The organism is Pseudomonas sp. MAG002Y, from assembly GCF_019400845.1.
GTDB classification, from domain to species: Bacteria; Pseudomonadota; Gammaproteobacteria; order Pseudomonadales; family Pseudomonadaceae; genus Chryseomonas; species Chryseomonas luteola.
Map to the genome: position 1 here is coordinate 294,359 of NZ_WOEJ01000004.1, position 23,647 is coordinate 318,005.

Below are 23,647 nucleotides of genomic sequence, written 5' to 3' on the forward strand. Positions count from 1 at the left end.
TCATGACCCAGCTCGACACTCAAAAGCTCTACATCGGCGGCGGTTACGTCGATGCCACCAGCGGCAAAACCTTCCAGGCAATCAATCCGGCCAATGGCGAGGTCATCGCCCACGTACAGCAGGCCAGCCGGGAGGACGTTGATCGCGCCGTGGCCAGTGCTGCCGAGGGCCAAAAGGTCTGGGCCGCCATGACGGCCATGCAACGTTCCCGCATCCTGCGCAAGGCCGTAGATATTCTCCGTGAGCGTAACGATGAGCTCGCCGCCCTGGAGACGCTGGATACCGGTAAGCCGCTGACCGAAACCCAGGCCGTGGACATCGTGACCGGTGCCGACGTGCTTGAGTACTACGCTGGCCTGATCCCTGCACTGGAAGGCGAACAGATCCCGCTGCGCGATACCTCGTTTGTCTATACCCGCCGCGAGCCGCTGGGCGTGGTCGCAGGCATTGGCGCCTGGAACTATCCAATCCAGATTGCCCTGTGGAAATCCGCCCCAGCCCTGGCCGCCGGTAATGCCATGATCTTCAAGCCCAGCGAAGTCACTCCCCTGACGGCGCTCAAGCTGGCCGAGATCTATACCGAGGCAGGTGTGCCCGATGGCGTGTTCAATGTGCTCAACGGTGCTGGCGCCGAAGTAGGCGTAGCCCTGACCGAGCACCCGGGCATCGAGAAGATTTCCTTTACCGGCGGCGTGCCCACCGGCAAGAAGGTTATGGCCAGCGCTGCCGGCTCGACGCTCAAGGAAGTCACCATGGAGCTGGGCGGCAAGTCGCCACTGATCATTTTCGATGACGCCGACCTCGACCGTGCGGCCGATATTGCCATGATGGCCAACTTTTTCAGCACCGGTCAGGTATGCACTAACGGCACCCGCGTCTTCGTGCCGAGCGCCCTCAAGGAGCGTTTCGAAGCCAAGATTCTGGAGCGCGTACAGCGCGTCCGCCTGGGCGACCCGCAGGACCCGAACACCAATTTTGGTCCTCTGGTCAGCACGGCACATATGGAAAACGTCCTGCGCTACATAGAGCGTGGCCGCAGCGAAGGTGCGCGTTTGCTGTGTGGTGGTGAGCGTGTTACTACCGGTGAGTTCGCCAACGGCTGTTACGTGGCCCCTACGGTCTTTACCGATTGCCGTGACGACATGACGATCGCCCGCGAAGAGATTTTTGGTCCGGTCATGAGCATTCTGGCGTACGACACCGAGGAGGAAGTAATCCGCCGCGCCAACGACACCGAATACGGTCTGGCGGCGGGTCTTGTGACCAAGGACCTCGCCCGTGCTCACCGTGTGATCCATCGTCTGGAAGCCGGTATCTGCTGGATCAATACCTGGGGCGAATCCCCAGCCGAGATGCCTGTCGGCGGTTACAAGCATTCCGGCGTAGGCCGCGAGAATGGCCTGGTCACCCTCGGCAACTACACCCGCATCAAGTCTGTACAAGTTGAGCTGGGCGACTACGCCTCGATCTTCTGAATCGCATCACCGTTACCCGTAGGGTGGGTCAGCCGACGCGCATGACCCACCGCTTTCGCGCGAGCCGCTGCGTCACGCAGCCAATCTCGACGCCCTTTACGGAGGAGTGCCACCATGGCTAAAGAATTCGATTACATCATCATCGGTGCCGGTTCTGCCGGTAACGTTCTGGCGACCCGTCTCACTGAAGACAAAGACGTCACCGTCCTGCTGCTGGAAGCCGGTGGCCCCGACTATCGCCTCGATTTTCGCACCCAAATGCCTGCCGCCTTGGCCTACCCGCTTCAGGGTACCCAGTACAACTGGGCTTACCAGACTGACCCCGAACCACACATGAACAACCGCCGGATGGAATGCGGCCGCGGCAAGGGCCTGGGTGGCTCTTCGCTGATCAACGGCATGTGCTACATCCGCGGTAACGCTATGGACTTCGATGGCTGGGCCAAGCTTGATGGTCTGGAGGACTGGACATACCTCGATTGCCTGCCCTACTTCCGCAAAGCCGAGACACGTGACGTCGGCCCGAACGATTATCACGGCGGTGACGGTCCGGTATCCGTGACCACTTCCAAGCCCGGCGTGAACCCACTGTTTGAAGCCATGATCGAGGCAGGTGTACAGGCGGGTTACCCTCGTACAGAAGACCTCAATGGTTATCAGCAGGAAGGCTTCGGTCCAATGGACCGTACCGTGACGCCCAATGGGCGACGTGCCAGCACCGCCCGTGGTTATCTGGATCAGGCAAAGGGCCGCCCCAACCTGACTATCATTACCCATGCCACCACGGACCGCATCCTGTTCAGTGGCAAGCGCGCCATCGGTGTCGCTTTCCTGGAAGGCAACAGCAGCGATATCACCACCGTTCATGCCACCCGTGAAGTGCTCCTGTGTGCAGGCGCCATCGCTTCGCCACAAATTCTCCAGCGCTCCGGCGTAGGTGCAAGTGACCTGCTACGCCAGTTCGATATTCCCGTCGTGCACGATCTGCCCGGGGTTGGCCAAAACCTGCAGGACCACCTGGAGATGTACCTGCAGTACGAGTGTAAGCAGCCGGTCTCCCTGTATCCGGCGCTGAAGTGGTACAACCAGCCCCAGATCGGTCTGGAATGGATGCTCAAGGGCACCGGCATCGGCGCCAGTAACCACTTCGAGGCAGGTGGCTTTATCCGCTCCAGCGATGAATTCGAGTGGCCGAATATCCAGTACCACTTCCTGCCGATCGCTATCAATTACAACGGCAGCAATGCCATCGAAGCCCACGGCTTCCAGGCTCATGTGGGCTCCATGCGCTCGCCGAGCCGGGGTCGCGTTCACCTGAAATCACGCGATCCGCGCCAGCATCCCAGCATCCTTTTCAACTATATGAGCACCGAGCAGGACTGGCAGGAATTCCGTGACAGCATTCGTCTCACCCGCGAGATCATGCACCAGCCAGCGCTCGATCCCTATCGCGGTCGCGAGCTGAATCCAGGCGCGGATTGCGTAACAAATGCCCAGCTGGATGAGTTCGTGCGCCAGCATGCCGAAACGGCCTACCACCCCTCCTGTACCAACAAGATGGGTACCGACGACATGGCTGTCGTCGACGGACAAGGCCGCGTACATGGCCTTGAAGGCCTGCGTGTGGTGGACGCATCGATCATGCCGCTGATCATTACTGGCAACCTCAACGCCACCACCATCATGATTGGCGAAAAGATTGCCGACCACATCCGCGGCCGTCAGCCCCTGGCCCGTAGCACCGCCTCCTATTACATGGCAAACGGCGCTCCAGTACGCCAAACACCGGCGCAAAGTGAAAAAAAAGAAAATAAAGCAAATTCACGGGTTTACAACTGATTCAGAATCCTTATAATGCGCACCATTGATGCCGGTATAGCTCAGCTGGTAGAGCAACTGACTTGTAATCAGTAGGTCCCGAGTTCGATTCTTGGTGCCGGCACCATAAAACTCAAAGGCTCGCAGAAATGCGGGCCTTTTTAATTTCTGCTTTTAGGGCTCTAAGCTTCCTAAGCTATTCCGCTATATGGCCGCTTTACTAAAGCGTGTTTCCTTTCATTACCATAAACTCTCCATCGCCACTAGCGATACCTCAAACCTGATCCATCTATGGTCCGTTATAACGGTGCGTTATAAAATAGAAAAGATTTACCTTTCGAATATTTTTACTCTCACCTGCTTAGACTCTATCTGAAAATTTCTGCCACCTGTGTTGAAGCTCTTTTTTAATGTCTCACCATCATCTCAAATTAATGAATTAGAAAACCGAATCAGCAGACGCATAACGGATATATAATACTTCCACATAGAGTCTAAGAATTTCAGACGACATGGATTTTATAATGTATAAACTCAACCCAAGCTAATTTAAAAAATCTCAAACTCATTTAATAAAAATGTGGAAATAACATTAGTTCAGCTCTAAATTTTTAATTAATATGGCGCAGATAATTTAAAATAAATTTACTGCGCCGACTCAAATAAGAGAATTATATTTTAGGACTATAACCTTACTTCATTATAGAAAAAGCAGTAGCGATTTTTTTATCAAAAACTACTTTATCCGCTACTCCGAGGCCGTTAATCACTGCCAAGACGAATACATCAGTCGTAACCCTTCCTTGAGATAGCTCATTAACCCAATAGACCTTACCTGCCGTATCTGCGGTACGGTTCAATACGTTCAGATAAACCTTTTCAACAAGGCCCTCATAATTCAAGCCAGCATACTTAGATCGATACTCGTCGCTTAAGGTAAAGCTCTTAGCAATAAGTTCAATAGTCATTTTGCCAGAAGCTATTTCCCCTGCCCAATACTCTAATCCTGCTTTATCAGAGGCTCTGCCCATATAGGCCAAGTAAAGCTGCTGTATAGCATTAAGTTGACTTTGTGTCGCTGCTGTAGTGCTAGCGCTTTCTGGCGCAGCGCTTGTCGGGGTCGGGCTCGCGTTATAACCAATAGTTAAAGGGCCGTAATTAATACAACTTGTATCATTAATATATTTTTTTAATACAGCCCACTGCGGTCGGTCTTGTCCGTTAATAGGTTCGACTGAAAGGTTGTAATTTCCCCAACCTGGCCCAGCAGCCCAATAAGTTGAAGGAATACAGTTCTGCTGCAAATATGCGAGAAGGTTATCTATTATAGTTAGCCAGCGAGAGTCATTGTCTGGCACACCAAACTCTCCAATCATTCCCCGCTTACCATGCTTTTTAAGCCACTCTATAAAGGGTTTGACTCTCTCTACGCCATAATTTGGGCTTAAAGCACCAACATTAACATTTATATAGTTCCCTCCCGCATTGTCATCAAAATATGAATGCGCTTGGAAAATTATATTATTTGAGGGATCCTTTAGATTTAGCAGGACGTCATTCCATAGAGCCCAGCGTGTTGCTTCAGACCACCCATTTCCTTCAACCATGATTGGACGCACTTTATCAATGGCGCGAACGCCATTGATTCCATATTGTGCCGCTGTTGGCCAATATGCTAGGGCGTCATGCGGCTCATTCATTATATCGTATGCATATAATGAGGACTGCCCGCTCCAACGTTGAGCTATCATTGTCATGATAGCTTGATAATGATTATAAGATACTTTCCCCGCTCCTATAATTTCACCACGATACCGCATATAATTATGAAGATCCAAAATTACCTTCATATTATATTTTCCTGCATAGCTAAAAGTTCTGTCTATTAAGCCAGCATAGGTTGGATCAAGCGGGCCATCTAAGACTGGCTGCAAGCGCTCCCAAAGAATAGGGAAACGAATTAATTTAATACCCCTCGAACTCCATTGCTGAAAATAGGACTCAACCGGGAATATATAGTTAGTTCCGTTCACACCAGGTAGTACGCTTCCTGCAAAGCCGGCGCCGGACATATTCAAGCCAACTAAGCTTACTTGCTCTGCCCTTGCCTCGGCACATCCTAAAAGTAGAACAGTAGTCATAATTAGAGATTTTGTAAAAAACAGGGGCTTAAGCATGCACATCACCAAATTGCTAAGTGGTTCTGCCATTCGCTATACCTAGCGCAACTTACTTGAAACGCTTGACGGTTAGTAGCTTTGGCCATACGTAAACAGATCCCTAAGGGCTTCTGAGTGAATGCCACAACAATTTTCATGCCAGATCAGTACGGTGATTTAAACCATTGTTTTTAATAAACTTTATTTATTTAAAATTTCCTTTGTCATAAATTTGGCGTCTTCATGCGTTAAGAAGGCTGTGTTTCTAAAATAGACCTAACGGTGAGTCTATCTTCACACCTAGCGAGGTTCCGTACTAAAGTAATGCCGTAGGCATCGCAGCGTGCAGGCCAACGTGACTATGGCGGCAAAACTTCTTGCCAGCTTGTCGTAACGAGTACCGATCCGGCGGCTTTCCTTCAGCCAGCCGGACATCCGCTCGATGATGTTTCGCTGCTGGTATTTCGTCCGGTCGAACAGTCGAGGCAGTCCCGGTTTGGACTTGCGTTTCAGGGTTTGCAGCGGAATCACAGGCTGCACTCGGTAACTCGTAACGCCTTGCCATGCGGCCCTCTGCTTAATCAGGACCTCACATTACCTATTCGAACTTTTTGCACAAAACTTAGAAACATTCTGTTGCATCTTACCAATGCTATACATCCCTCTGTTGAAACCTCGGCTCACTCCGGGACTCAGGTCTATTGAGACAAGAGAAGAAGAGAGATAAACGATGGCTAAGGCATTGATGAAGCTCCTGAAAACACCTACCGACAGGGGCGTATTCGACTGGCTAGGTGATATAGAAGGACGCCTCGAATAACAGCTCCTGATCAGCGAGATGTTATTCAGCCCGCTGGGAGCAGGTCGCACGCAGGAATGGCCGCACCTCTCCCAATCAACCTCGCCTCCCCTACTTCAGTTTCTTGATCAGCTTCACCGCCCGGCTCCCTTATACTGGCGCCGCTTCGCTATCAAGCAGGCTCCAGAGCCGAACCTCGCCCGGTCGCGCGCTGGAAGGACATCTAACTTGAAAGGAAACCATTGTGGCAGCAGGTAGTTTTTTTGCACTTTTCGATGACATCGCCACGGTACTGGACGATGTCTCCGTCATGTCCAAGGTGGCTGCAAAAAAGACAGCCGGCGTATTGGGTGATGACCTTGCACTCAATGCGCAACAAGTAACTGGAATCAAGGCAGAGCGAGAGCTGCCTGTGGTCTGGGCCGTAGGAAAAGGCTCACTGATCAACAAGGCCATTCTGGTTCCCGCCGCGCTGCTCATCAGCGCCTTTGCACCGTGGCTGGTAACACCTCTCCTGATGCTAGGCGGTGCGTACCTCTGCTTCGAGGGTACAGAAAAGCTTGCGCATAAGTTTTTGCCTTCTCATGGTCACGATTCTTCAGAGCACGTAAAAGCTGTCGCTGATCCAAACATTGACCTTGTGGCCTATGAAAAGGAAAAGATCCGCGGAGCGGTTCGAACAGACTTCATTCTGAGCGCGGAAATCATTGCCATCACCCTGGGTATCGTGGCTGAAGCGTCGCTCATGCAACAAGTCGTGGTCATGTCACTGATTGCCATAGCCATGACTGTTGGCGTCTATGGATTGGTCGCCGGTATCGTAAAGCTGGATGATCTTGGGCTTTATCTATCCAAGCGCGGCGGCTCGGCTGTACAGGCAATCGGGCGAGGCCTTGTGAATGCGGCTCCGATGCTAATGAAGGGGCTATCCGTTGTCGGAACGATTGCCATGTTCATGGTAGGCGGTGGCATTCTGACCCATGGCATCCCGGCTCTTCATCATCTGATTGAAACCCTGGAACACGTGGCTGCAGGCGTACCGGCAATAGGCCCTGTTCTAGGCGTACTGACGCCTACGCTGTTCAATATTGTATTCGGCATCTTCGCCGGTGCAGTGGTCATGATAGTGGTCGGCATCGCCAGCAAGCTGCTTCGTCGTAAACCGTCCGCTAGTCATTAAGCTCCGCCCGATCATAAGGCAGAACAACAGCAGGCCCAGGTGGCATAGCCACTTCGGCTTGCCGTTAGCCTTTGCCATGAGCCGCAAAGGCTGCGTTCATTTGTCGATGGCCGCCTAGCCTTATTAAAAGACTCAGCCCACGCCATTCCTCTTGATCTAGACTACGGCGGCTGCCAAGCCATGAAAGATGCCTGGATCCAGACTCAGCTACTGCCACAGCACAACGATATATAAACAACACTGGAAGCGTACGCCACCTCCATCATCACTCGCGCCCACAACGCATTAAGACCAGCCATAGTCATGACTCGGCGCCACACAGGCGTGGTGTCAGGAGCTGACAAGAGATACGGGAGAGGAGGCCTTGGCAGGAATTGAAAAGACGGCTGGAAGGGGACAGCTGAAGTAATTTTCAATCTTATCCATACCTTATTTATGTCGCTTGCACAACGTTACTGTCCCCATCTCAAGAGGCTACTAGAGCTTATACTCAACCCTTGCGCAGCCTATCCAGAATCTTCTGCGTCTCCCGCTCTGCCTTGGCTTCGCTCGAAAGTTCTTTGGCCAATATGCTCAATACCAGCATTAGATTGCCTCGGCCCTCCTCGCTCAATGCGTCCCACTCCTCAACCAGAGTCTCGAAAAGCAAGGCGCCTGTCATCGAGGGGCTAAAATCAGGTAGGTCACCTGAATCAATGGCACGGGTAACAATAGCGATCAGCTCTTTTTCGTTCATCAACAGCTCTCATGATGTTGGGCGAATACGTTAGAGCCTAATAGACAGCTCTTGAGGCTCTAAAATACAAAAGGCCTGCATAAGCAGGCCTTAGCGTTAACGCGGAGCTTACTCAGAAGCACTGGTCTCCACGGCGGAAGTCAGCGCAAGCTTTTTGGCCGAGGCAATATCTGCCTTGCCGGAGCCTAGCTTAGGCAGCGCATCCACGTGAATCCAGGTAGAAGGCACCATGAGCGGGTTATAACCTGCTTCAAGCATGCGCTTTTCCAGCGCACCAGTGTCCAGAGGCTGCTCATGAAGAATCACAATACGTTCGCCTTTCTTGGCATCCGGCACATTGACAGCCATGACTTCGATTTCGGAGTTGTCGATCAGCTTGATGAGAGCCTGTTCAACAGAGCCCAGGCTAACCATCTCGCCCCCGATTTTCGCAAACCGTGAATACCGGTCCACGATGGTCAGGAAGCCATCCTCGTCCAGTCGACCCTTATCGCCCGTCACGTACCAACGTACACCGTCAAGTTCATGAATGGCGCTGGCTGTTTTGGCAGGATTGTTCAGGTAGCCCTGCATGACCTGAGGGCCGCCGATAAGAATCATGCCTTCTTGGCCTGAAGGTAACTCTTCAAAGTTTTCTGGATCAACGATCTTGAGACTGGTACCAGGTAACGGCATCCCTACTGTGCCCTGTTTACCGCCGCACTGTACCTGCATATAGGCTACATCAATGGCGTCCGGCAGGTTGACCGAGGCGACAGGCGCCGTTTCAGTCGCACCGTAGCCCTCATAAATCTCCTTGTTGAATTTGAGTTTGAAGGACTCGCGGACATCATCACTGAGCTTTTCGGCCCCTGCGACGATGATGCGCAAGCTGTCCAGCATAAGCGGGTGCACCTTGCGGTTACGGGTAAAGAGCCGCAGGAAGGTGGATGTGCCGCACATGATAGTGGCACGATACGTCGTGACTGCCTTGGCAATGCCCATGACATCGGTCGGGTCCGCATGGCAGACCATTGGCAGCCCTTCGATCAATGGCAGGAACTGTGTAACCGTCAAACCAAACGCATGGAACAGCGGCAGCGAGGCCATGACAACGTCGTCATTCTCAGTATTGAGCACATCGGATGTCTGCTTCAGGTTCGCCATGATATTACGGTGACTGAGCATGACCCCCTTAGGCGCACCCTCACTGCCACTGGAGAACAGAATGGCCGCGGTTGCCTCAGGATTGTGCGCTCGACTCAGCAGCGGCCGCAGCATCCAGACAGGCAATAGGCGGATCGCCAGCCAGGTTGCCGCAAGCTCGGTCTTGCTGAACTCCTGTCGCATATCTTCCAGATAGACAACACGGCGCCCTTCCAGTACAGCCTTGACCGGCAGCCCTCGCTGCTCGAGCTTTTCGACGAAACGTTTGGAGCTATAGACCGTTTGTATGCCGGCCTGCTCCAGTGCTGAGCGGAGGGCCTCCTGACTTGCCGTATAGTTGAGATTGACCAGCGTCTTGCCGGCCAGCAGGGTTGCCATATTAGCCAGCACACCACCGGCACTGGTCGGTAGCAACAGCCCCACATTCTGCTCTGGGCTGAGTTTGGTGATACGACGCGCCATGGCACTGCTAGCGGCAAGCGCCTGAGCCGCCTTCATTGGCTTGCCGAGGCTGTCGGCAATCGCCAACTGCCCGCTGCGACGCTTAACAGTTTCGATCCAGGCATCGGCCAGGGTTGGCAGGTCTTCCATATAGATCTGCCAGGAGCGAATGGTCTGGTCGAATATCCGGCGCTTGAGAACATCGGCAGGCGTGTCTTTGGGCAAGGTCTTGCCAAAGGCGACGACTACAGAACGGTGCAACGGTGAGTCGCGCAGTTCCTTCAGCTTGCTGGATGAGCGCGAGAACTGACTACCCCACAACCCACGCAAATAGAACGGTACGATCAGTACATCTGCATTGGCCTTTTCACATGCGCGCTCATAGCCCTTCCGAAACTCACCCAGCTGACCGTTGCGGCTGATGGCTCCCTCGGGGAACAGGCAGACCACCTCGCCAGCATTGAGTAATTCTGCTACCTGATCCAACGCCTGGGCAGCACCGGCACCCGGCTGAATCGGAATACAGCCTAAAGACTTGAAGAACCACCGCATGAACCACAGGTTGTAGATGTCCTTGAGCATCACGAAGCGAACAGGCCGTGGGCAGGCAATCTGCACAATCGCCCAATCGACCCAACTGATGTGGTTACCCAGCAACAAGACGCCGCCCTGTGCGGGCAGATTTTGCAGGCCATGCACTTCCACCTTGTAATGACGGGTCATGAAAAAGCTGAGCAGAAAGCGGACCAAACTCTGCGGCAGCTTGCCTACGGTGTAAGCGCCACCTATCAACGCAACCAGAGCAATCAGGCCCAGCAGATAGCGACTATCGACGCCTAGCAGTGCAAAAACTGCCGTCAGGATCAGAAAGCCCAGCATGGATAGATTCTGTATCCAGTTACTGGCGGCAAGTACTGTTCCCAATTCCTTTTCAGGTGCGTGGAATTGAATCAGCGCGTTGAGCGGTACGATGAACAGGCCGCCCATCACACCGATGAAAACAAAGTTGAGCGCATGAGAGAGTGGTGAATCTAGCAGCAGCAAACCGCCCAGCCCCACGGCGATACCCAACGCCCCCAGCGGAACAAGGCCAGTCTCGATGCGATTGCGCGACAGGCTGCTTGCCAACGCCGAACCCAGCGCAATGCCGATACCGCTGCAGGCCAGGATGCCCTGGACGACCAGAGTATTACTGACGCCCAGACTGTCCTTGGCGTAGGACGGAAAGGCTGCCAGCATGACCTGCCCAACCGACCAGAATGTTGCCAGCCCAACAATGGCTAGGCGAATAACCGATTGCGCCTTGACCGTTTGCAGGTTTGCTACAGCCGCACGACCATGGATGTAATCCTGCCAGTTAAAGGGTCGGCTGGAGGCGGGTACTTCCTTATCAGGCAAGCAGTACAACAGCGCCAGCTCAATCACGCTATTGATTACCAGAAGCCATCCGAGTGGGGCGATATCGCGCAGCATCTCGTCAGCGGTTTTCGACTCAGCAGAAAGGCTGCCTTCAAAAAGCGCGGTAAAGACAAACGTACCAGCCAATATCGCTACGATCGAAACAGCCTGAACCAGGCCATTGGCCTCAGCGAGCCGCGCCTTTCCAAACAAGGTCTTGATATAGCCGTACTTGGCTGGTGAGTAAAAAGTGGCCTGTACAGCAAGCAGCAGCGTCATGGCAAACGCCAGCCAGAACCAGCCGGCATAGTACGACCAGGTAATCAGTCCGGTAATCCCGACAGCCGCCCAGGCTGATAGCCGCATGACGGATAGCTTGCGAAAGGTATCCGCCACATAACCGGAAGGGCTGAATAAGAGAATGAAAGGCAGAAGCATCAGCCCATTGACCAAGGCAGTCAGCACAATCTGAGTAGAGCCGTCATAGATTTTAAAGACGGTATTTTGAATGATGATCTTATGGCCCAGATCGACGAATGCGTTCAGAAAGATCGCGATCAGATAAGGCCAGGCGCCCGATAGTCGGTGCAGTTTGTCCATAACAAGCCTCTGGAGCGGGATGGAAGTGCAGGCAGACTGCCGGGGCCCTTCAAAATCCACAACTAAAATGCAAAACGTAGCGTTAAGAAATGTCTTAGGTATTAATTTTCGATACTTTTGGCCGCTATTACCTTTTCCTTCGAGATTTTGAGATGGCCCAAGTTTCTTCCCTGATCGAAACCCTGAAAAAACAACTGAAAGCACACGGTAAGACGTATGCCGATGTAGCAGCGGCACTAGACCTAAGCGAAGCCTCGGTCAAGCGTCTGTTCGCGGAGGAGAGCTTTACCCTGCAGCGCTTGTCACTCGTATGCAATGTGATCGACATGGACATTACCGAACTTGTACAGGCCATGTCCGTGCAGCAGCGACAAACCGATGAACTGAGCGAGGCTCAGGAACAGGAGATTGCCAGCGACGGCTTGCTTCTGCTTGTAGCCGTATGCGTGATCAACGGCTACAGCTTTACCAACATTACTGAGCAATATCAGCTGACAGCCGCTGAATGCACCCGATTACTGGTACGGTTGGATCGTTTGAAGCTTATCGAATTGCTACCCAACAATCGCATCAAGTTGTTGATCAGCCGAAATTTCCGCTGGCGTTCAGGTGGTCCGATCCAGCAACTTTTTCAGGAGCAAGTCGCCAAGGACTTCTTTCATTCGCGCTTCGAAGGTGAGTCGGAGCAACTTCTGGTCTTCAACGGCCTGCTATCACGCGCGGGAAATGCACAGTGGCAACAAAAGCTTCAGCGCTTGGGGCGAGAATTTAACAACCTGTGTGAGGAAGAAGCAGGACTGCCCATAACGCAGCGTTTTGGCACTACGACCGTCCTGGCAGTACGGCAATGGCGCTATGGGCTGTTCGAACGTTACAGCAAGCGCTCCGCCGAAAAGAAAAAATCAGGCAAATGAGAAGCTCCGGTAGTTTCTACCCTATTTCCCAAATTTGATGCATAAGTTTGGCTATTTTATGGTCAAGTTCAAATATCCAAAGCATAGAGATACCCAACCCTCGGCTATAACTTGACGCCCCTCCGCTACTTTCTAGACTTCGGGATGGCGCTCTGAAATCGTCTGTATTGTTTAGTGCCATCTGTACCAGGGTCACTGTTTCTAGGATCGACCCGCCACTTCGTCAGAGAAATTCTGATTTACAGCAGTGTGCGTAGCCATCGGAGCGCCCGCTCCAGACGCGTCTTCCGCCTGACGTTCATGGCCTGCTGATATTGCCGTCCTGACATACGCATGGAATGCCTGCCACCTGCCGGGCTGTCTCCGCTTGTTCATCTGCGCCCGGCTTTTGAAGACCTTTCAGCTATGCCAAAGGGGGTAAAGATGAAGAGTTTGGATTATTCGTTAGAAACGGCCACGTATTCGGAGCAAAAACCTTTCTATTTAGGAATAGTGGCCGTCTGTATCTTATTGGCCATCTCTCTTTTTTTCAGGCTACATGATTTTGAGAAGGTAACAGGCTCCCAGAACCTGGAAGCGAGTTACCACGTCCTGATTACTCTGAATGCGTTAAACGAGTCCGATGTCACGCACCATTGGTATCTACCCACCATTTCGCTAGGCGAAGAAAAGGACAAGCACATCGCCTGGGGCGCGACCATTCCTACACGAACAGGTGATTACGTCTATACCAGTTTTACGCCCTATGGCTTTCTGGCACCCTACTTTGCACTGAAGGTATCGGGCCAGAATATATCGTTGGAAAGCTTGGCCTTTTTCAATTTTGTCCTAGGCTCGGTCATCACGCTGCTGCTGTTTACCTTCTTGTTCAAGGTTCTTCGCTTCAATGGTCTGAACGCGTGGTCAGCAGTCTCCGGCGCACTCATGGGCTGCGTAATTGGTATTTTCAGCCGTGAGGCTTTGCTTTCCCATGGCGTTATCTACTGGGTACAAAGCTTCTATCAGCTGATCCTGCTGTCTTCGCTGTTTGTCTTGTTCAAGTACTGTTCAGTGACCGATATACAGAGTCGTCAGCGCTACGCCTGGGCGCTTTGTGCGCTGGCCTTCTTCGGCGCATTAACCGAATGGACAGGATACTTCTTCAATTTCGGGCTGTTCTGCATTCTTTGGGTAAACACCCTGAGAATCGAGGGCTCACGGTGGCTATCCAAGAAAATCTGTATAGCCACCATCCTGGCAGGCGTTATCACTATCCTGCATTACAGCCTTGCTGCCGGTTTGCTGCCCACACTCAAGGCCTTTGCCAGACGCTTCCTGGCCCGTAGCGCGGGTGCCGGCAGTTTGTCCGATCTGCTGCATGCCTATGTGCTCTCCTATGGCTATTTCATCGCAGCCATGCTGATAACAGCGGCGGGACTCATCTGGCTGAAGAAAAGCCAGAGTACGTCAAACAGAGCATTATCGATTACGCTGGTGGTTCTCATCGCGGCTAGCGTACCGCTACTGGAAAATCTGATCATGCTTCAGCATGCCACGCAGTTTTCATTTGACCGCTTGAAGTTCATCTTCCCGGCAGCACTGCTGGTTGGGTTGTCCTTGCTTTACTTCAGGACCAAAGGCAGAACCGTATTGGCAGGGCTGATCGTCCTGGCAGCAATACAAGGCTGCATGACGTATAAGAAGGACATTAATACCTACGCGGCCTGGCCCCAGATTGATGAGCAAAACAAGCAGTTGGCATCGCTGGTCGAGCAGGAGCTGGATGTTAAATGTGCAGTGCTATCTACTGACATGAGCGTTCGCGGCTATGCAAACCTGCTTTTTCATCGGGGTATTTACGAGCTACGACCGCAGCCAGCAGACTTTCGCAATGACCCGAGCAATTGCGGTGGGGTTTATCTGGAAGGCAGAGATTTTCAGGTCGACTTGCCTGAGTACACCAAGGCAACCATTACCGAGAAGGATAATCGCGTTGTGACTTTTGTAAAGGATCAAGGGCAGTGGCGGCGACTAGATACAGCACCTAATCGAAAAGGCTAGGCCAAAGTTTCCAGGCGGCCAAGCTGATTAGAGCCACCGTCTGGAAACATTGTCACCCTTTCTTTGATACTTCGCCTTCCTTAACGCCTGTGCTGCGCTTTTCGCCTGGTACGGGGACGCTCAGCCAATCGTTAATCTTGCGAATATCGGCATCTGCCAGATCTCCGCGCCAGCGGAGCAGAACAAGCTGATTGGTAATAAAATCATATTGCGCTTTTAAATAATCTCGACGTGCAGAGTACTCCTGCTGCACGGCATTCAAGACATCTACTGCAGTAGCCACACCTAAAGATAAAGAGCGCTCATTAGCCTCTCGGGATTTGATAGCTGAGTCCAAGGCACGACGTGACGAGGCGATCTTGCTCAGATCAGAGGCACTTTTCATATAAGCCGTCCGCGTTTCCTTGATAACCTGCCGCCGCACAGCTTCATAATCCTGCTCGGCGGCATCTCGCGCCCCATAAAGTCCCTCTACACGAGCGCTGGTGGAGCCTCCGCTATAAAGAGGGACCTGAAGCGTAATACTCGCGGAGTACGTATCAGTTCGAGGCGAAGGCACATTTTGATAAGCAAAATCACTTCGTTGCGCACCGAGACCCAAACTCAGTGTAGGAAGATGGCCAGCCCGTGCTTCTTCAACGGCATAATTAGCTGAATCTACTGCTTTCTGCTTCGCCTGCAGCGCAGGATTATTAGAAACGGCCAAGCCAACCCATTGTTCTTCAGTTTCCGCCGGCATGTCAAAATGCGCATTAGTATCGATCCGCTTGAGTGGTTGATAGACCTCGCGACCTATCAACTCAGCTAATGCTTCTCGAGTTACTTGGATCTGATTTCTTGCCTCAATTTCGGAGCTTTCTAGGCTGTCTACCTTTGCAGAAACCTGTAATACATCAGTTACTGTTGCCAGCTTCCGGTCAAACATTGCCTGTAAGCGATCCAAATTGCGCTGGGTAGCCTTCCGCTCAGCAATCGTTAATTCCAGCTCATCCTCAGCAGCCAAGGCAGCGAAGTAACGTTGAACAAGCTCAGCTGTAGCCTGTATTTTTGCATCCTCATACTGAGAACGGTATTGCGCAGTCATTTCTGAGTATTTTTTGTACCCTCTCCAGGCAGCAGGATTATAAATTGCTTGATTCAAATTTATCGTATAGGTCTCACCGCTTGTATATTCCTTTATTTCTTGCTCTCGGCTCAACCGAGTGAAAGAAGTACTAGCGCTCACTTGAGGCAACATTTGGCCAAAGGCAGACTTTTCTTGGCCTTGCGCATTATTTATTTGCGCCTCTGCACTTAATATATTCGGATTCGATATATTATTTTGTTGATATAAATGCCAGAGGTCAATATAACTTTCAGGATCTACATTCCGGTAGGACTGGGCATGACTAGCCAATGGTAAGGCTATGCAGGCAATCAATACAAAAAACTTCCTTAACATTTTAAATCTACTCCTCAATCATTGAACGCGCCATTGCGTTACGTGCTGGCTTGAGTAAGTAGTTGAGGAAAGTTCGGGCACCTGTATTAATTAGAACCTCAGCGGGCATGCCAGGCAAAAGCTCACGGTTCCCTAAATCTCTACGACCTTTTTCAGTTAATGCAACTCTACCTAGATAGTACGGAGCCCCAGACTTCTCATCAGTCAATCTGTCAGCAGAAACGTACACTAGCTCGCCTTCTAAAATTGGCGTTGTTGCATTCTTAAAAGCACTAAAACGGACTTCAGCTTTTTTCCCTAGCTCTACCCTATTAATATCGTTTGGTTGTATTTCCACCTCGACAACCAAGTCTGATCCGCCTGGGACTATATCCAAAAGCTTGGTTCCAGGCGCGACAACACCACCAATAGTATGGACTGCCAATCCCATAACCATTCCACTAACAGGAGCACGAATCAAAGTACGGTTTACGGTATCTTGCAGTGCTCCTACGCGCTCACGCAGCTCATAAATCTTTGACTGAGTATCTGCTAGCTTGTTAGCAACGTCGGATTTGAATTTTTGTGTAGTCTGAAGAATTTGAAGCTTATTTTCGCCAATCTGTACCTTGGCACGAGCAATTGCTGATTGCTGATCTGCTATCTCAGCTTGTAACCGAGAAAGATTTCGCTCTTGATCACGTAAGCGCTCATTATTAACAAAACCTTCCCTCAAAAGGTCGCTCAAGTCTTTAATCTCGCTATTATAAGACCTCGAAAGTACCTGCTTGCTTTGGACAACTTCATTCAACCCGCGAATCTGTTGCTCTAATTCTGAAATTTTATTTTTAAGCAAATCAATTTCACCTAAACGCGCATTGCGCTGAGCTATAAAAATTTGCCGCTCACTATTGCGAGCCTCTTGAACACGTCTATCTTCCTCGGGAAAGTCAGTAGGCTCAAAGCTTATACTTTCTTTATCATCACGCTCGGCGATCAGTCGTGACTCCAGAGCTTGTGCAGCAATCAACTGGCTACGAGCAGCCTCAAGCTGAGCTCGTGCCTGAGTATCACTAAGCACCATCAAAACATCGCCAGCTTTAACATGATCGCCATCATGCACATTTAACTCTTTAACGATCCCGCCCTCTAAATGCTGGACCGTTTTGCGGTAGCTTTTTACGGTTAAATAGCCCGACGCCAAAGCCGCACTATCTAAAGGCGCTAGCCCAGCCCATAAGCCGCCCAAGCCAAAGACCACAAACAAAATAATAAAACCCAAACGGCGAATTGGCTTGTCAGAAACTTTAAGGTCCTCCGACTCGACCTCCAAACGTTGGACATTCATTTAACTAATACTCTGGGAACTTGTAGTACCACTTGCGCCAGCCGGCAAAGGCGAACTTGCAGGTGCAGGAGCGACAGAAGAAGCTGGCTTACCACCTTGCAATTGAGCCAAAACTTGATCTCGCTGCCCAGACATTACGATTTGGCCTTCATTCATGACCAAAAGGTTATCTACATAAGCCAACACACTTACGCGGTGGGTAACAATAAAAAGTGTTGCGCCGGTTTGCTTTAATCGCAAAAGCGCAGCGCCCAAGGCTTTTTCGCCTTGTTCGTCCAGATTGGAGTTGGGCTCATCCAGTACGACTAATCTAGGCTTTCCATAAACAGCGCGAGCCAGACCTATCCGTTGGCGCTGGCCGCCCGAAAGCGCTCCATTGTTAGCGCCGATAATGGTGTCATAGCCTTGAGGTAGACGAAGTATCATCTCGTGTACCCCTGCAAGCTGCGCCGCCTCTACTACAGCCACAGGGTCCACTGTTCCAAAGCGAGCAATGTTTTCACTAATAGTACCGTCAAACAGTTCGATGTCCTGAGGTAAATAACCTATGTGAGGGCCAAGCTCTTCGCGCTTCCAATTAAATATATCGGCACCGTCTAGACGAACCTTGCCGTTTTGCGCAGGCCAAATACCTAACAAGGCGCGAGCTAATGTTGACTTGCCCGCGGCGCTAGCGCCCAAAATACCAACCGAAGCACCAGCCGTAACATTAAAAGAAATACCTTTGAGGACTGGCTGAAATGCACCTGGCGGAGTCAATATCAATTGCTCAACAGAAATATGTCCTTTGGGCTCCGGCAAAGACATTCGGGGAGGTTCAGCCTGGACCTGCCTTAACATCTCATTTAGGCGAGTGTATTGGCCCCGAGCTGTTACGAACCCTTTCCAGCTACCGATCATCAAGTCAATCGGTGCGAGAGCTCGCCCTAGTAGCAGTGAACCCGCAGTCATGAGTCCTGGCGTAATCTGGTGATCAATAACTAGATACGCGCCAACCCCCAGAATTGATGACTGCAAGATCATCCGTAATGTTTTCGAGACGTTACTTAGAGCACCGCCATGTTCGCTTGCCCTTGCCTGTAAAGCTAACACCTTGTTATTACGAGCTTTCCATGCACGAAACAAGTTCGGTAGCATACCCATTGAGGCAACCACCTCGGCATTACGCAGGTTTTTGCCAGTAAAATTGGTAGCGCTTAGATTTTCCTTATTAGCTTCAGCCAGACGCTTGCTTGTAAGCTTCTCGTTGGCAATAGCTAGTAAAACCAACATAACCGCGCCCAGTACCGTCAACCATCCATACCAGGGATGGAAGAAAAACATAACGGCAACATAAATCGGTAGCCAAGGCGCATCGAAAAAGGCGAACAGCCCACTACCAGTTAAAAACTGGCGAAGTCCAGTCAAATCATTAAGTGGTTGTGCTGATGCTTGAGTGCCGCCTGTATAAAGGGCCTGCTTGAAGCTCGCATCATATAGTCGCTCGTTAAGCATCAGATCCAAGCGTGTAGAAACTCGAACCAAGATACGCGAGCGAATCCACTCCAGGGAGCCATACGTTGTCATCAACAACAGCATGATCAATGTCAACATGACGAGTGTAGTCACACTATTGCTGCTTAGGACTCGGTCATAAACCTGCAGCATGTAAAAAGAAGGCACGAGAAGAAGAAGGTTGATAAACAGACTAAAAAAGCCAACCGTGAGAAAGCTGCTCTTGCAGGCAAGCAATGCCTTCTCAAGGTCCGTCTTGGGTTTGGATTGCATTACAGACACCGAAAAGAAAAGACGTACAGGCGAAAAAGAGTGCGAACTTTAACACACTCTTTTAAAGGAAAAGGACCCTTTAGGCTTTTCGCCCCAAGGAAAAAGCAGGCTGCATAGAGTCATCATTAGATGGCAAAGGACGCTGCTCCTTGATGCTAAGTGAAATCCGCTCAACGAGCTGTATAGTCGCTTCTCTCCAGCCGACCCACTGCCATTCAGCTAAGACCCGCTCAGCAGGAAAAACACTTGTCTGCTCATACTCTTTAACCAAACGAGCCAATGAGCACGGCTGCTCTAAATTAAAATAGGCCATAAACTCGCCACCTACTTCTCGAAACACAGGTATGTCGCTTCCCATCGCAGGTAAGCCTCTCTGCATGGCCTCAACCAATGGCAAGCCAAACCCCTCGACATACGAAGGAAAGACCAAGGCCTTTGCGTGCGCGTAGGCATACTCAAGACTGACATCACTTAAATTGTTAAACATGAAAAGCCTCCTGCTAAATTCAGGGTGCCTCCGAATGCGCTCTACCAGGTCTTCGCACTTCCAGCCGATTTTGCCAATTATGCAAAGCCGTACGGACTGCCCTTGCTGCCAAAGTAAATCAAATGCATCAAGCAGATAACGGTGGTTTTTTCGCGGCTCTATAGTGCTTACCATTAGGTAGACAGATTCATCCGTCTGTGAAAAAAGGGCCCGGACTGTTGGGTCACATGTATCGTTATCCTTTCGTAGGTCCAGCTCTGAACCTAAATGAAAATAACTGTGCCACTTTTGGCCGGCTTCCTTAGGACCCAAACGATTTTGAATCTCAGCTTCGATCTGTTGGCTAATAGTCTTGGAGATAGACATGAAACCATCGGCTGCCTTGGAGACCCAGTTAAACCATTGGTCAAAGACCCTAACGAGGTGACTATCGCAATAATGCGGATGCGTTAAAGGAATCAAGTCGTATATTACAGAAACAATACCTACACCTTGGGCCTTTAAGTTATCAACGCATTTGAAAAACCCTGCATGCCAAGACGAATCTAGCAAGACTAGATGATCATCGGGCTGGACGGATAAAGGCACTGCTCGTCGTGGATCCTCTCCCAGCCACTTGTCAATCTTAATTAGAGTCTTTAACGGCAATATGATTGATTGGCTAGCCAGCCTGCACGGCCAATACCAAAGCCGGCGTATAGCCAACGACTCCCTATAAGGAAGTCGTTGCTCTACCTTCCGGTGCACGCTCCAGAAGCGGTGCTGTAACCGTTCTAACCGTGCAATCCATTTTTGTCTGAAAACGCCTAACTCATTGGCACAGACAGGTTCCAAGTTAAGAACCTGATAGACCCGACCATGCTTCATGATGACTGGTATGCAATCTACTTCCGTCTGAATATGCGCAAGTTGCTTAATTACATTTCGTACTACTCGCTGGATGCCTGAATTATCAGACGGGTGCTCATACACGTAGGTGCATTCAATCAACAAACGCATGCAACATTAGCTCCTCGCAGGGCCCTCATGCCTAAACAGCCCAAGCTGTTGTAGAAGCATGAAGATCACGCCTTGTAAACACCTCGAAGAAGCAAGCGGCTACTTACCTTCCGAGCCGTAATGAATAAATTTAATAGTTATAGCTGCGTGGAATCTTGACACGATCTGAACGACGGCTCCAAGCCATTCATCTCTTCAGCCCTGCCAATGCTCCTAGCGCTTCACCAAAAGATATTCCGGCGATGGACTAATGGCTGTCGTTGCGGATAATGCGTTTCTTTTTATAGCCACTCACGGAAACTCTATGTTCATTCCAGTCATCATGGCAGGCGGTAGCGGCTCTCGCCTGTGGCCACTGTCTCGTCAAGCTCACCCAAAGCAGTTTCTTGCCATTGGCAGTGACGACTCCATGCTTGTTCAGACATTGCGTCGCTTAGACGGACTAGAACATAACGCTCCGCTAATTGTGACCAATGAAGATCACCGATTTATGGTAGCAGAGCAGCTTCGTTTAGCGGGCTTCCAGAATACTAAGCTGCTATTAGAACCAATGGCCCGCAACACTGCCCCAGCAATTGCTTTAGCTGCATTAGCAGGCCTATCCGAAGCGCAAGATCCTATTCTTCTCGTTTTGGCCGCAGATCACCATATTCACGACACAACGGCCTTTCACGCAGCGGTAAAAAAGGCGCGCCAAGAAGCTGAAAACGGCAACCTAGTAACGTTTGGTATTACCCCAACGCATGCAGAAACAGGGTTTGGTTATATTCAATATGGTGAACCCTCTACGGCTGGCTACAAAGTCACTCGCTTTATAGAAAAGCCCGATCAGTCCAATGCCGAGCGCTATATCTCTGAAGGCAACTATCTGTGGAATAGCGGGATGTTCATGTTTAAAGCCTCTCGCTACCTTGAGGAACTGAAGCACTTCAGACCGGACATTTATCGCTCTTGTAAAGAAGCATTTAATCAGCGGAGCACTGATCATGACTTTATCCGCGTCAGTAAAAGCGCCTTTGCTGCCTGCCCTGAAGACTCGGTTGACTATGCTGTTATGGAGCGCACCGAGGCCTCTTATGTCATTCCACTTAATGCAGGGTGGAGTGACGTCGGTAGCTGGTCCGCTATTTGGGAAGTTAGCCCTCATGATGAGTCGCGTAACACTATTCAAGGTGATGTCATTAACTTGGGGTCACACAATTGCTTGATTCATGCAGAGCATCGTTTAGTAGCGACCGTTGGGCTTGAGGATCTTGTCGTTGTAGAAACCAAGGATGCCGTTCTTGTTGCCAGACGAGAGGACACCCAACAGGTCAAGCAGGTAGTTGACCAGCTTAAGCAGGCAGGGCGCCCGGAATATCAGCATCATCCTCTGGTCGCTCGGCCATGGGGACATTACGACAGCGTTGATAACGGACCAAGGCACCAAGTTAAACGCATTAGTGTCCTGCCAGGTGAACGTTTGTCTGTCCAGATGCACTATCACCGAGCCGAGCATTGGATCGTCGTTTCAGGAACTGCCAAAGTAACATGTGGCGATAAGACCATCCTGTTAACAGAGAATCAGTCTACTTATATTCCAGTTGGTGTCGTTCATTGCCTGGAAAACCCCGGAAAAGTACCGCTGGAGCTGATCGAAGTGCAATCAGGTTCGTATCTCGGCGAAGACGATATTGTTCGCTTCGATGACCGCTACGGCCGCCTAGAAAAGGTTTAAGCCACAGAATGAAGGTCTTTGTTACTGTTAATGTCTTAAAGCCGCCATTAACCGGAATCGGTCGCTATACACTCCAGTTACTTGAGCAGCTACTAAATCATCCAGAAATTGAAGACATCAAAGGATTTGGTGACCAAGGCTTTTTGGATCGAATAACAATTGCAGAGCTAGTAAGTCGGCTCAACTCCCAGGAATCCCCGTCCGCTGCGCAGGTGCGCGGCGGGAAACTGCGTCGCTGGTTAGGTCACCGCTCTTTTTTGCGCCGCCTTTACCGCTTACAACTACAACATCGCTTGAAGCCCCACCTTTCTACCTTGAAAGGCTATGTTTATTGGGAGCCCGGATATTTCCTACTGCCCTTTCAAGGGCCTTGCATTTCAACACTTTACGACCTTTCTCATATTCGTCATCCAGAAATGCACCCAAGGGCTCGCATTGTCGAGATGAGTCGACTTTTACCTCAAACACTGGCTCAGGCGACCCGTCTCATTACCATTTCAAACTTCACTCGCCAAGAGCTGATTGATGAGCTAGAGCCAAAGCAGCCTATCGACTTGGTCAGCCCGGGTGTTGCAGATACATTTATAACAATTGATGCCGTTCAGCGTCAGGCATGTCGCGATACCTATGCTCTTCCTGAGCGCTACATCCTTTCAATAGCTACGCTTGAACCCCGTAAAAACCTCAGTGGATTATTGAAGGCTTATGCTCAGCTTCCTGAGGCAATGCGGCAAACATATCCTTTGGTTTTGGCGGGAGCGCCGGGTTGGCATGGAGAGGAACTAAATGCGCTGATCAGCCATCTACGTGAAGCAGGTGAGCTTTTGTATCTAGGCTATGTTGATCAGGCATATATTCCCTCGCTATATGCAAATGCGAGCCTAATGGTCTATCCCTCTTTTTATGAAGGATATGGCATGCCTATCGCTGAGGCCATGGCGACAGGTTGTCCTGTCATCACATCAAATTGCAGCTCAATGCCTGAGGTTGCAGGGGATGCAGCGATATTGATCGACCCTTACGACATTCAAAGCATGACGCTGGCTATTGCAGAGGTTCTTACGAACACTAGCCGCCAGAACCTTATGCGTAAATTGGGACTCCAACGTGCAGAGGAAATGTCTTGGAAGCAACGTTGTGAAGCCCTAGTAAAAAGTTTAAAGGCTGCCCAAACAGATTATGAATATGTTATTTATTAGCGGG

At 50.8% G+C, this 23,647-nt stretch carries 15 protein-coding genes, 1 tRNA gene and 1 pseudogene; 8 read left to right on the forward strand and 9 right to left on the reverse strand.

Going from position 1 to position 23,647, the window contains the following annotated elements:
• The first annotated feature begins 2 nt into the window (after nt 1-2).
• Nucleotides 3-1,475, forward strand: coding sequence for a betaine-aldehyde dehydrogenase (gene betB / locus GM154_RS08280; protein ID WP_219651783.1), 1,473 nt, complete (start codon nt 3-5; stop codon nt 1,473-1,475).
• On the opposite strand, the gene GM154_RS25605 is transcribed toward betB, so the two are convergent.
• On the reverse strand, nt 1,457-1,591 hold the full coding sequence (locus GM154_RS25605) for a hypothetical protein (RefSeq protein ID WP_256205514.1): 135 nt from the start codon (nt 1,589-1,591) through the stop codon (nt 1,457-1,459). The genes betB and GM154_RS25605 overlap by 19 nt on opposite strands.
• Between GM154_RS25605 and betA the strand changes: the two genes are divergently transcribed.
• Both betA and GM154_RS08290 read left to right on the forward strand, forming a co-directional pair.
• A complete protein-coding gene (gene betA / locus GM154_RS08285) occupies nt 1,590-3,314 on the forward strand; it encodes a choline dehydrogenase (protein WP_219651785.1) in 1,725 nt (574 codons plus the stop codon). The genes GM154_RS25605 and betA overlap by 2 nt on opposite strands.
• A 30-nt stretch (nt 3,315-3,344) precedes the next feature.
• Nucleotides 3,345-3,420: transfer RNA gene (locus tag GM154_RS08290), tRNA-Thr, on the forward strand.
• Nucleotides 3,421-3,985: 565 nt separating this feature from the next.
• Here the strand turns inward: GM154_RS08290 and GM154_RS08295 are convergent.
• Together GM154_RS08295 and GM154_RS08300 are read right to left on the reverse strand one after the other, a co-directional pair.
• Nucleotides 3,986-5,470 carry a cellulase family glycosylhydrolase gene (locus GM154_RS08295; RefSeq protein WP_258019759.1) on the reverse strand — a complete coding sequence of 495 codons (1,485 nt, stop codon included), beginning with the start codon at nt 5,468-5,470 and terminating at the stop codon, nt 3,986-3,988.
• Between the two features lie 282 nt (nt 5,471-5,752).
• Nucleotides 5,753-5,998 (reverse strand): annotated as a pseudogene (locus GM154_RS08300) (transposase); the annotation flags it as partial.
• 497 nt (nt 5,999-6,495) lie between these two features.
• Here GM154_RS08300 and GM154_RS08305 point away from each other — a divergent pair.
• Nucleotides 6,496-7,431, forward strand: a complete 936-nt coding sequence (locus GM154_RS08305) for a DUF808 domain-containing protein (RefSeq protein WP_219651789.1) — start codon at nt 6,496-6,498, stop codon at nt 7,429-7,431.
• Between the two features lie 490 nt (nt 7,432-7,921).
• On the opposite strand, the gene GM154_RS08310 is transcribed toward GM154_RS08305, so the two are convergent.
• Nucleotides 7,922-8,167: a hypothetical protein gene (locus GM154_RS08310; protein ID WP_019366858.1), complete on the reverse strand. Its 246-nt coding sequence runs from the start codon at nt 8,165-8,167 to the stop codon at nt 7,922-7,924.
• A 108-nt stretch (nt 8,168-8,275) separates the two neighbouring features.
• Nucleotides 8,276-11,752, reverse strand: coding sequence for an acyl-[ACP]--phospholipid O-acyltransferase (locus tag GM154_RS08315; protein ID WP_219651791.1), 3,477 nt, complete (start codon nt 11,750-11,752; stop codon nt 8,276-8,278).
• A gap of 152 nt (nt 11,753-11,904) precedes the next feature.
• Here GM154_RS08315 and GM154_RS08320 point away from each other — a divergent pair, with 152 nt between their 5' ends.
• Nucleotides 11,905-12,666, forward strand: coding sequence for a helix-turn-helix transcriptional regulator (locus GM154_RS08320; protein ID WP_150348439.1), 762 nt, complete (start codon nt 11,905-11,907; stop codon nt 12,664-12,666).
• Nucleotides 12,667-13,089: 423 nt separating this feature from the next.
• Entirely contained in the window at nt 13,090-14,706 is a 1,617-nt protein-coding gene (locus tag GM154_RS08325) for a hypothetical protein (protein ID WP_258019760.1), read from the forward strand.
• Nucleotides 14,707-14,758: 52 nt separating this feature from the next.
• Here the strand turns inward: GM154_RS08325 and GM154_RS08330 are convergent, their stop codons facing one another.
• The 4 genes from GM154_RS08330 to GM154_RS08345 all read right to left on the reverse strand — a co-directional run bounded on the left by GM154_RS08330 (nt 14,759) and on the right by GM154_RS08345 (nt 20,727).
• Nucleotides 14,759-16,147, reverse strand: a complete 1,389-nt coding sequence (locus GM154_RS08330) for a TolC family outer membrane protein (protein ID WP_219651795.1) — start codon at nt 16,145-16,147, stop codon at nt 14,759-14,761.
• Nucleotides 16,148-16,154: 7 nt separating this feature from the next.
• The gene (locus GM154_RS08335; RefSeq protein WP_219651797.1) at nt 16,155-17,474 is read right to left on the reverse strand and encodes an HlyD family type I secretion periplasmic adaptor subunit; all 1,320 of its coding nucleotides are present in this window, start codon (nt 17,472-17,474) and stop codon (nt 16,155-16,157) included.
• Nucleotides 17,475-19,241: a type I secretion system permease/ATPase gene (locus tag GM154_RS08340; protein WP_219651798.1), complete on the reverse strand. Its 1,767-nt coding sequence runs from the start codon at nt 19,239-19,241 to the stop codon at nt 17,475-17,477.
• A gap of 79 nt (nt 19,242-19,320) precedes the next feature.
• Complete coding sequence (locus tag GM154_RS08345; protein ID WP_219651800.1) at nt 19,321-20,727, reverse strand: glycosyltransferase family 1 protein; 1,407 nt, start codon at nt 20,725-20,727, stop codon at nt 19,321-19,323.
• A 304-nt stretch (nt 20,728-21,031) separates the two neighbouring features.
• Here GM154_RS08345 and GM154_RS08350 point away from each other — a divergent pair, with 304 nt between their 5' ends.
• Both GM154_RS08350 and GM154_RS08355 read left to right on the forward strand, forming a co-directional pair.
• Nucleotides 21,032-22,444 carry a mannose-1-phosphate guanylyltransferase/mannose-6-phosphate isomerase gene (locus GM154_RS08350; RefSeq protein ID WP_219651866.1) on the forward strand — a complete coding sequence of 471 codons (1,413 nt, stop codon included), beginning with the start codon at nt 21,032-21,034 and terminating at the stop codon, nt 22,442-22,444.
• A gap of 8 nt (nt 22,445-22,452) precedes the next feature.
• Complete coding sequence (locus GM154_RS08355; protein ID WP_219651803.1) at nt 22,453-23,643, forward strand: glycosyltransferase family 1 protein; 1,191 nt, start codon at nt 22,453-22,455, stop codon at nt 23,641-23,643.
• Nucleotides 23,644-23,647 lie beyond the last annotated feature (4 nt).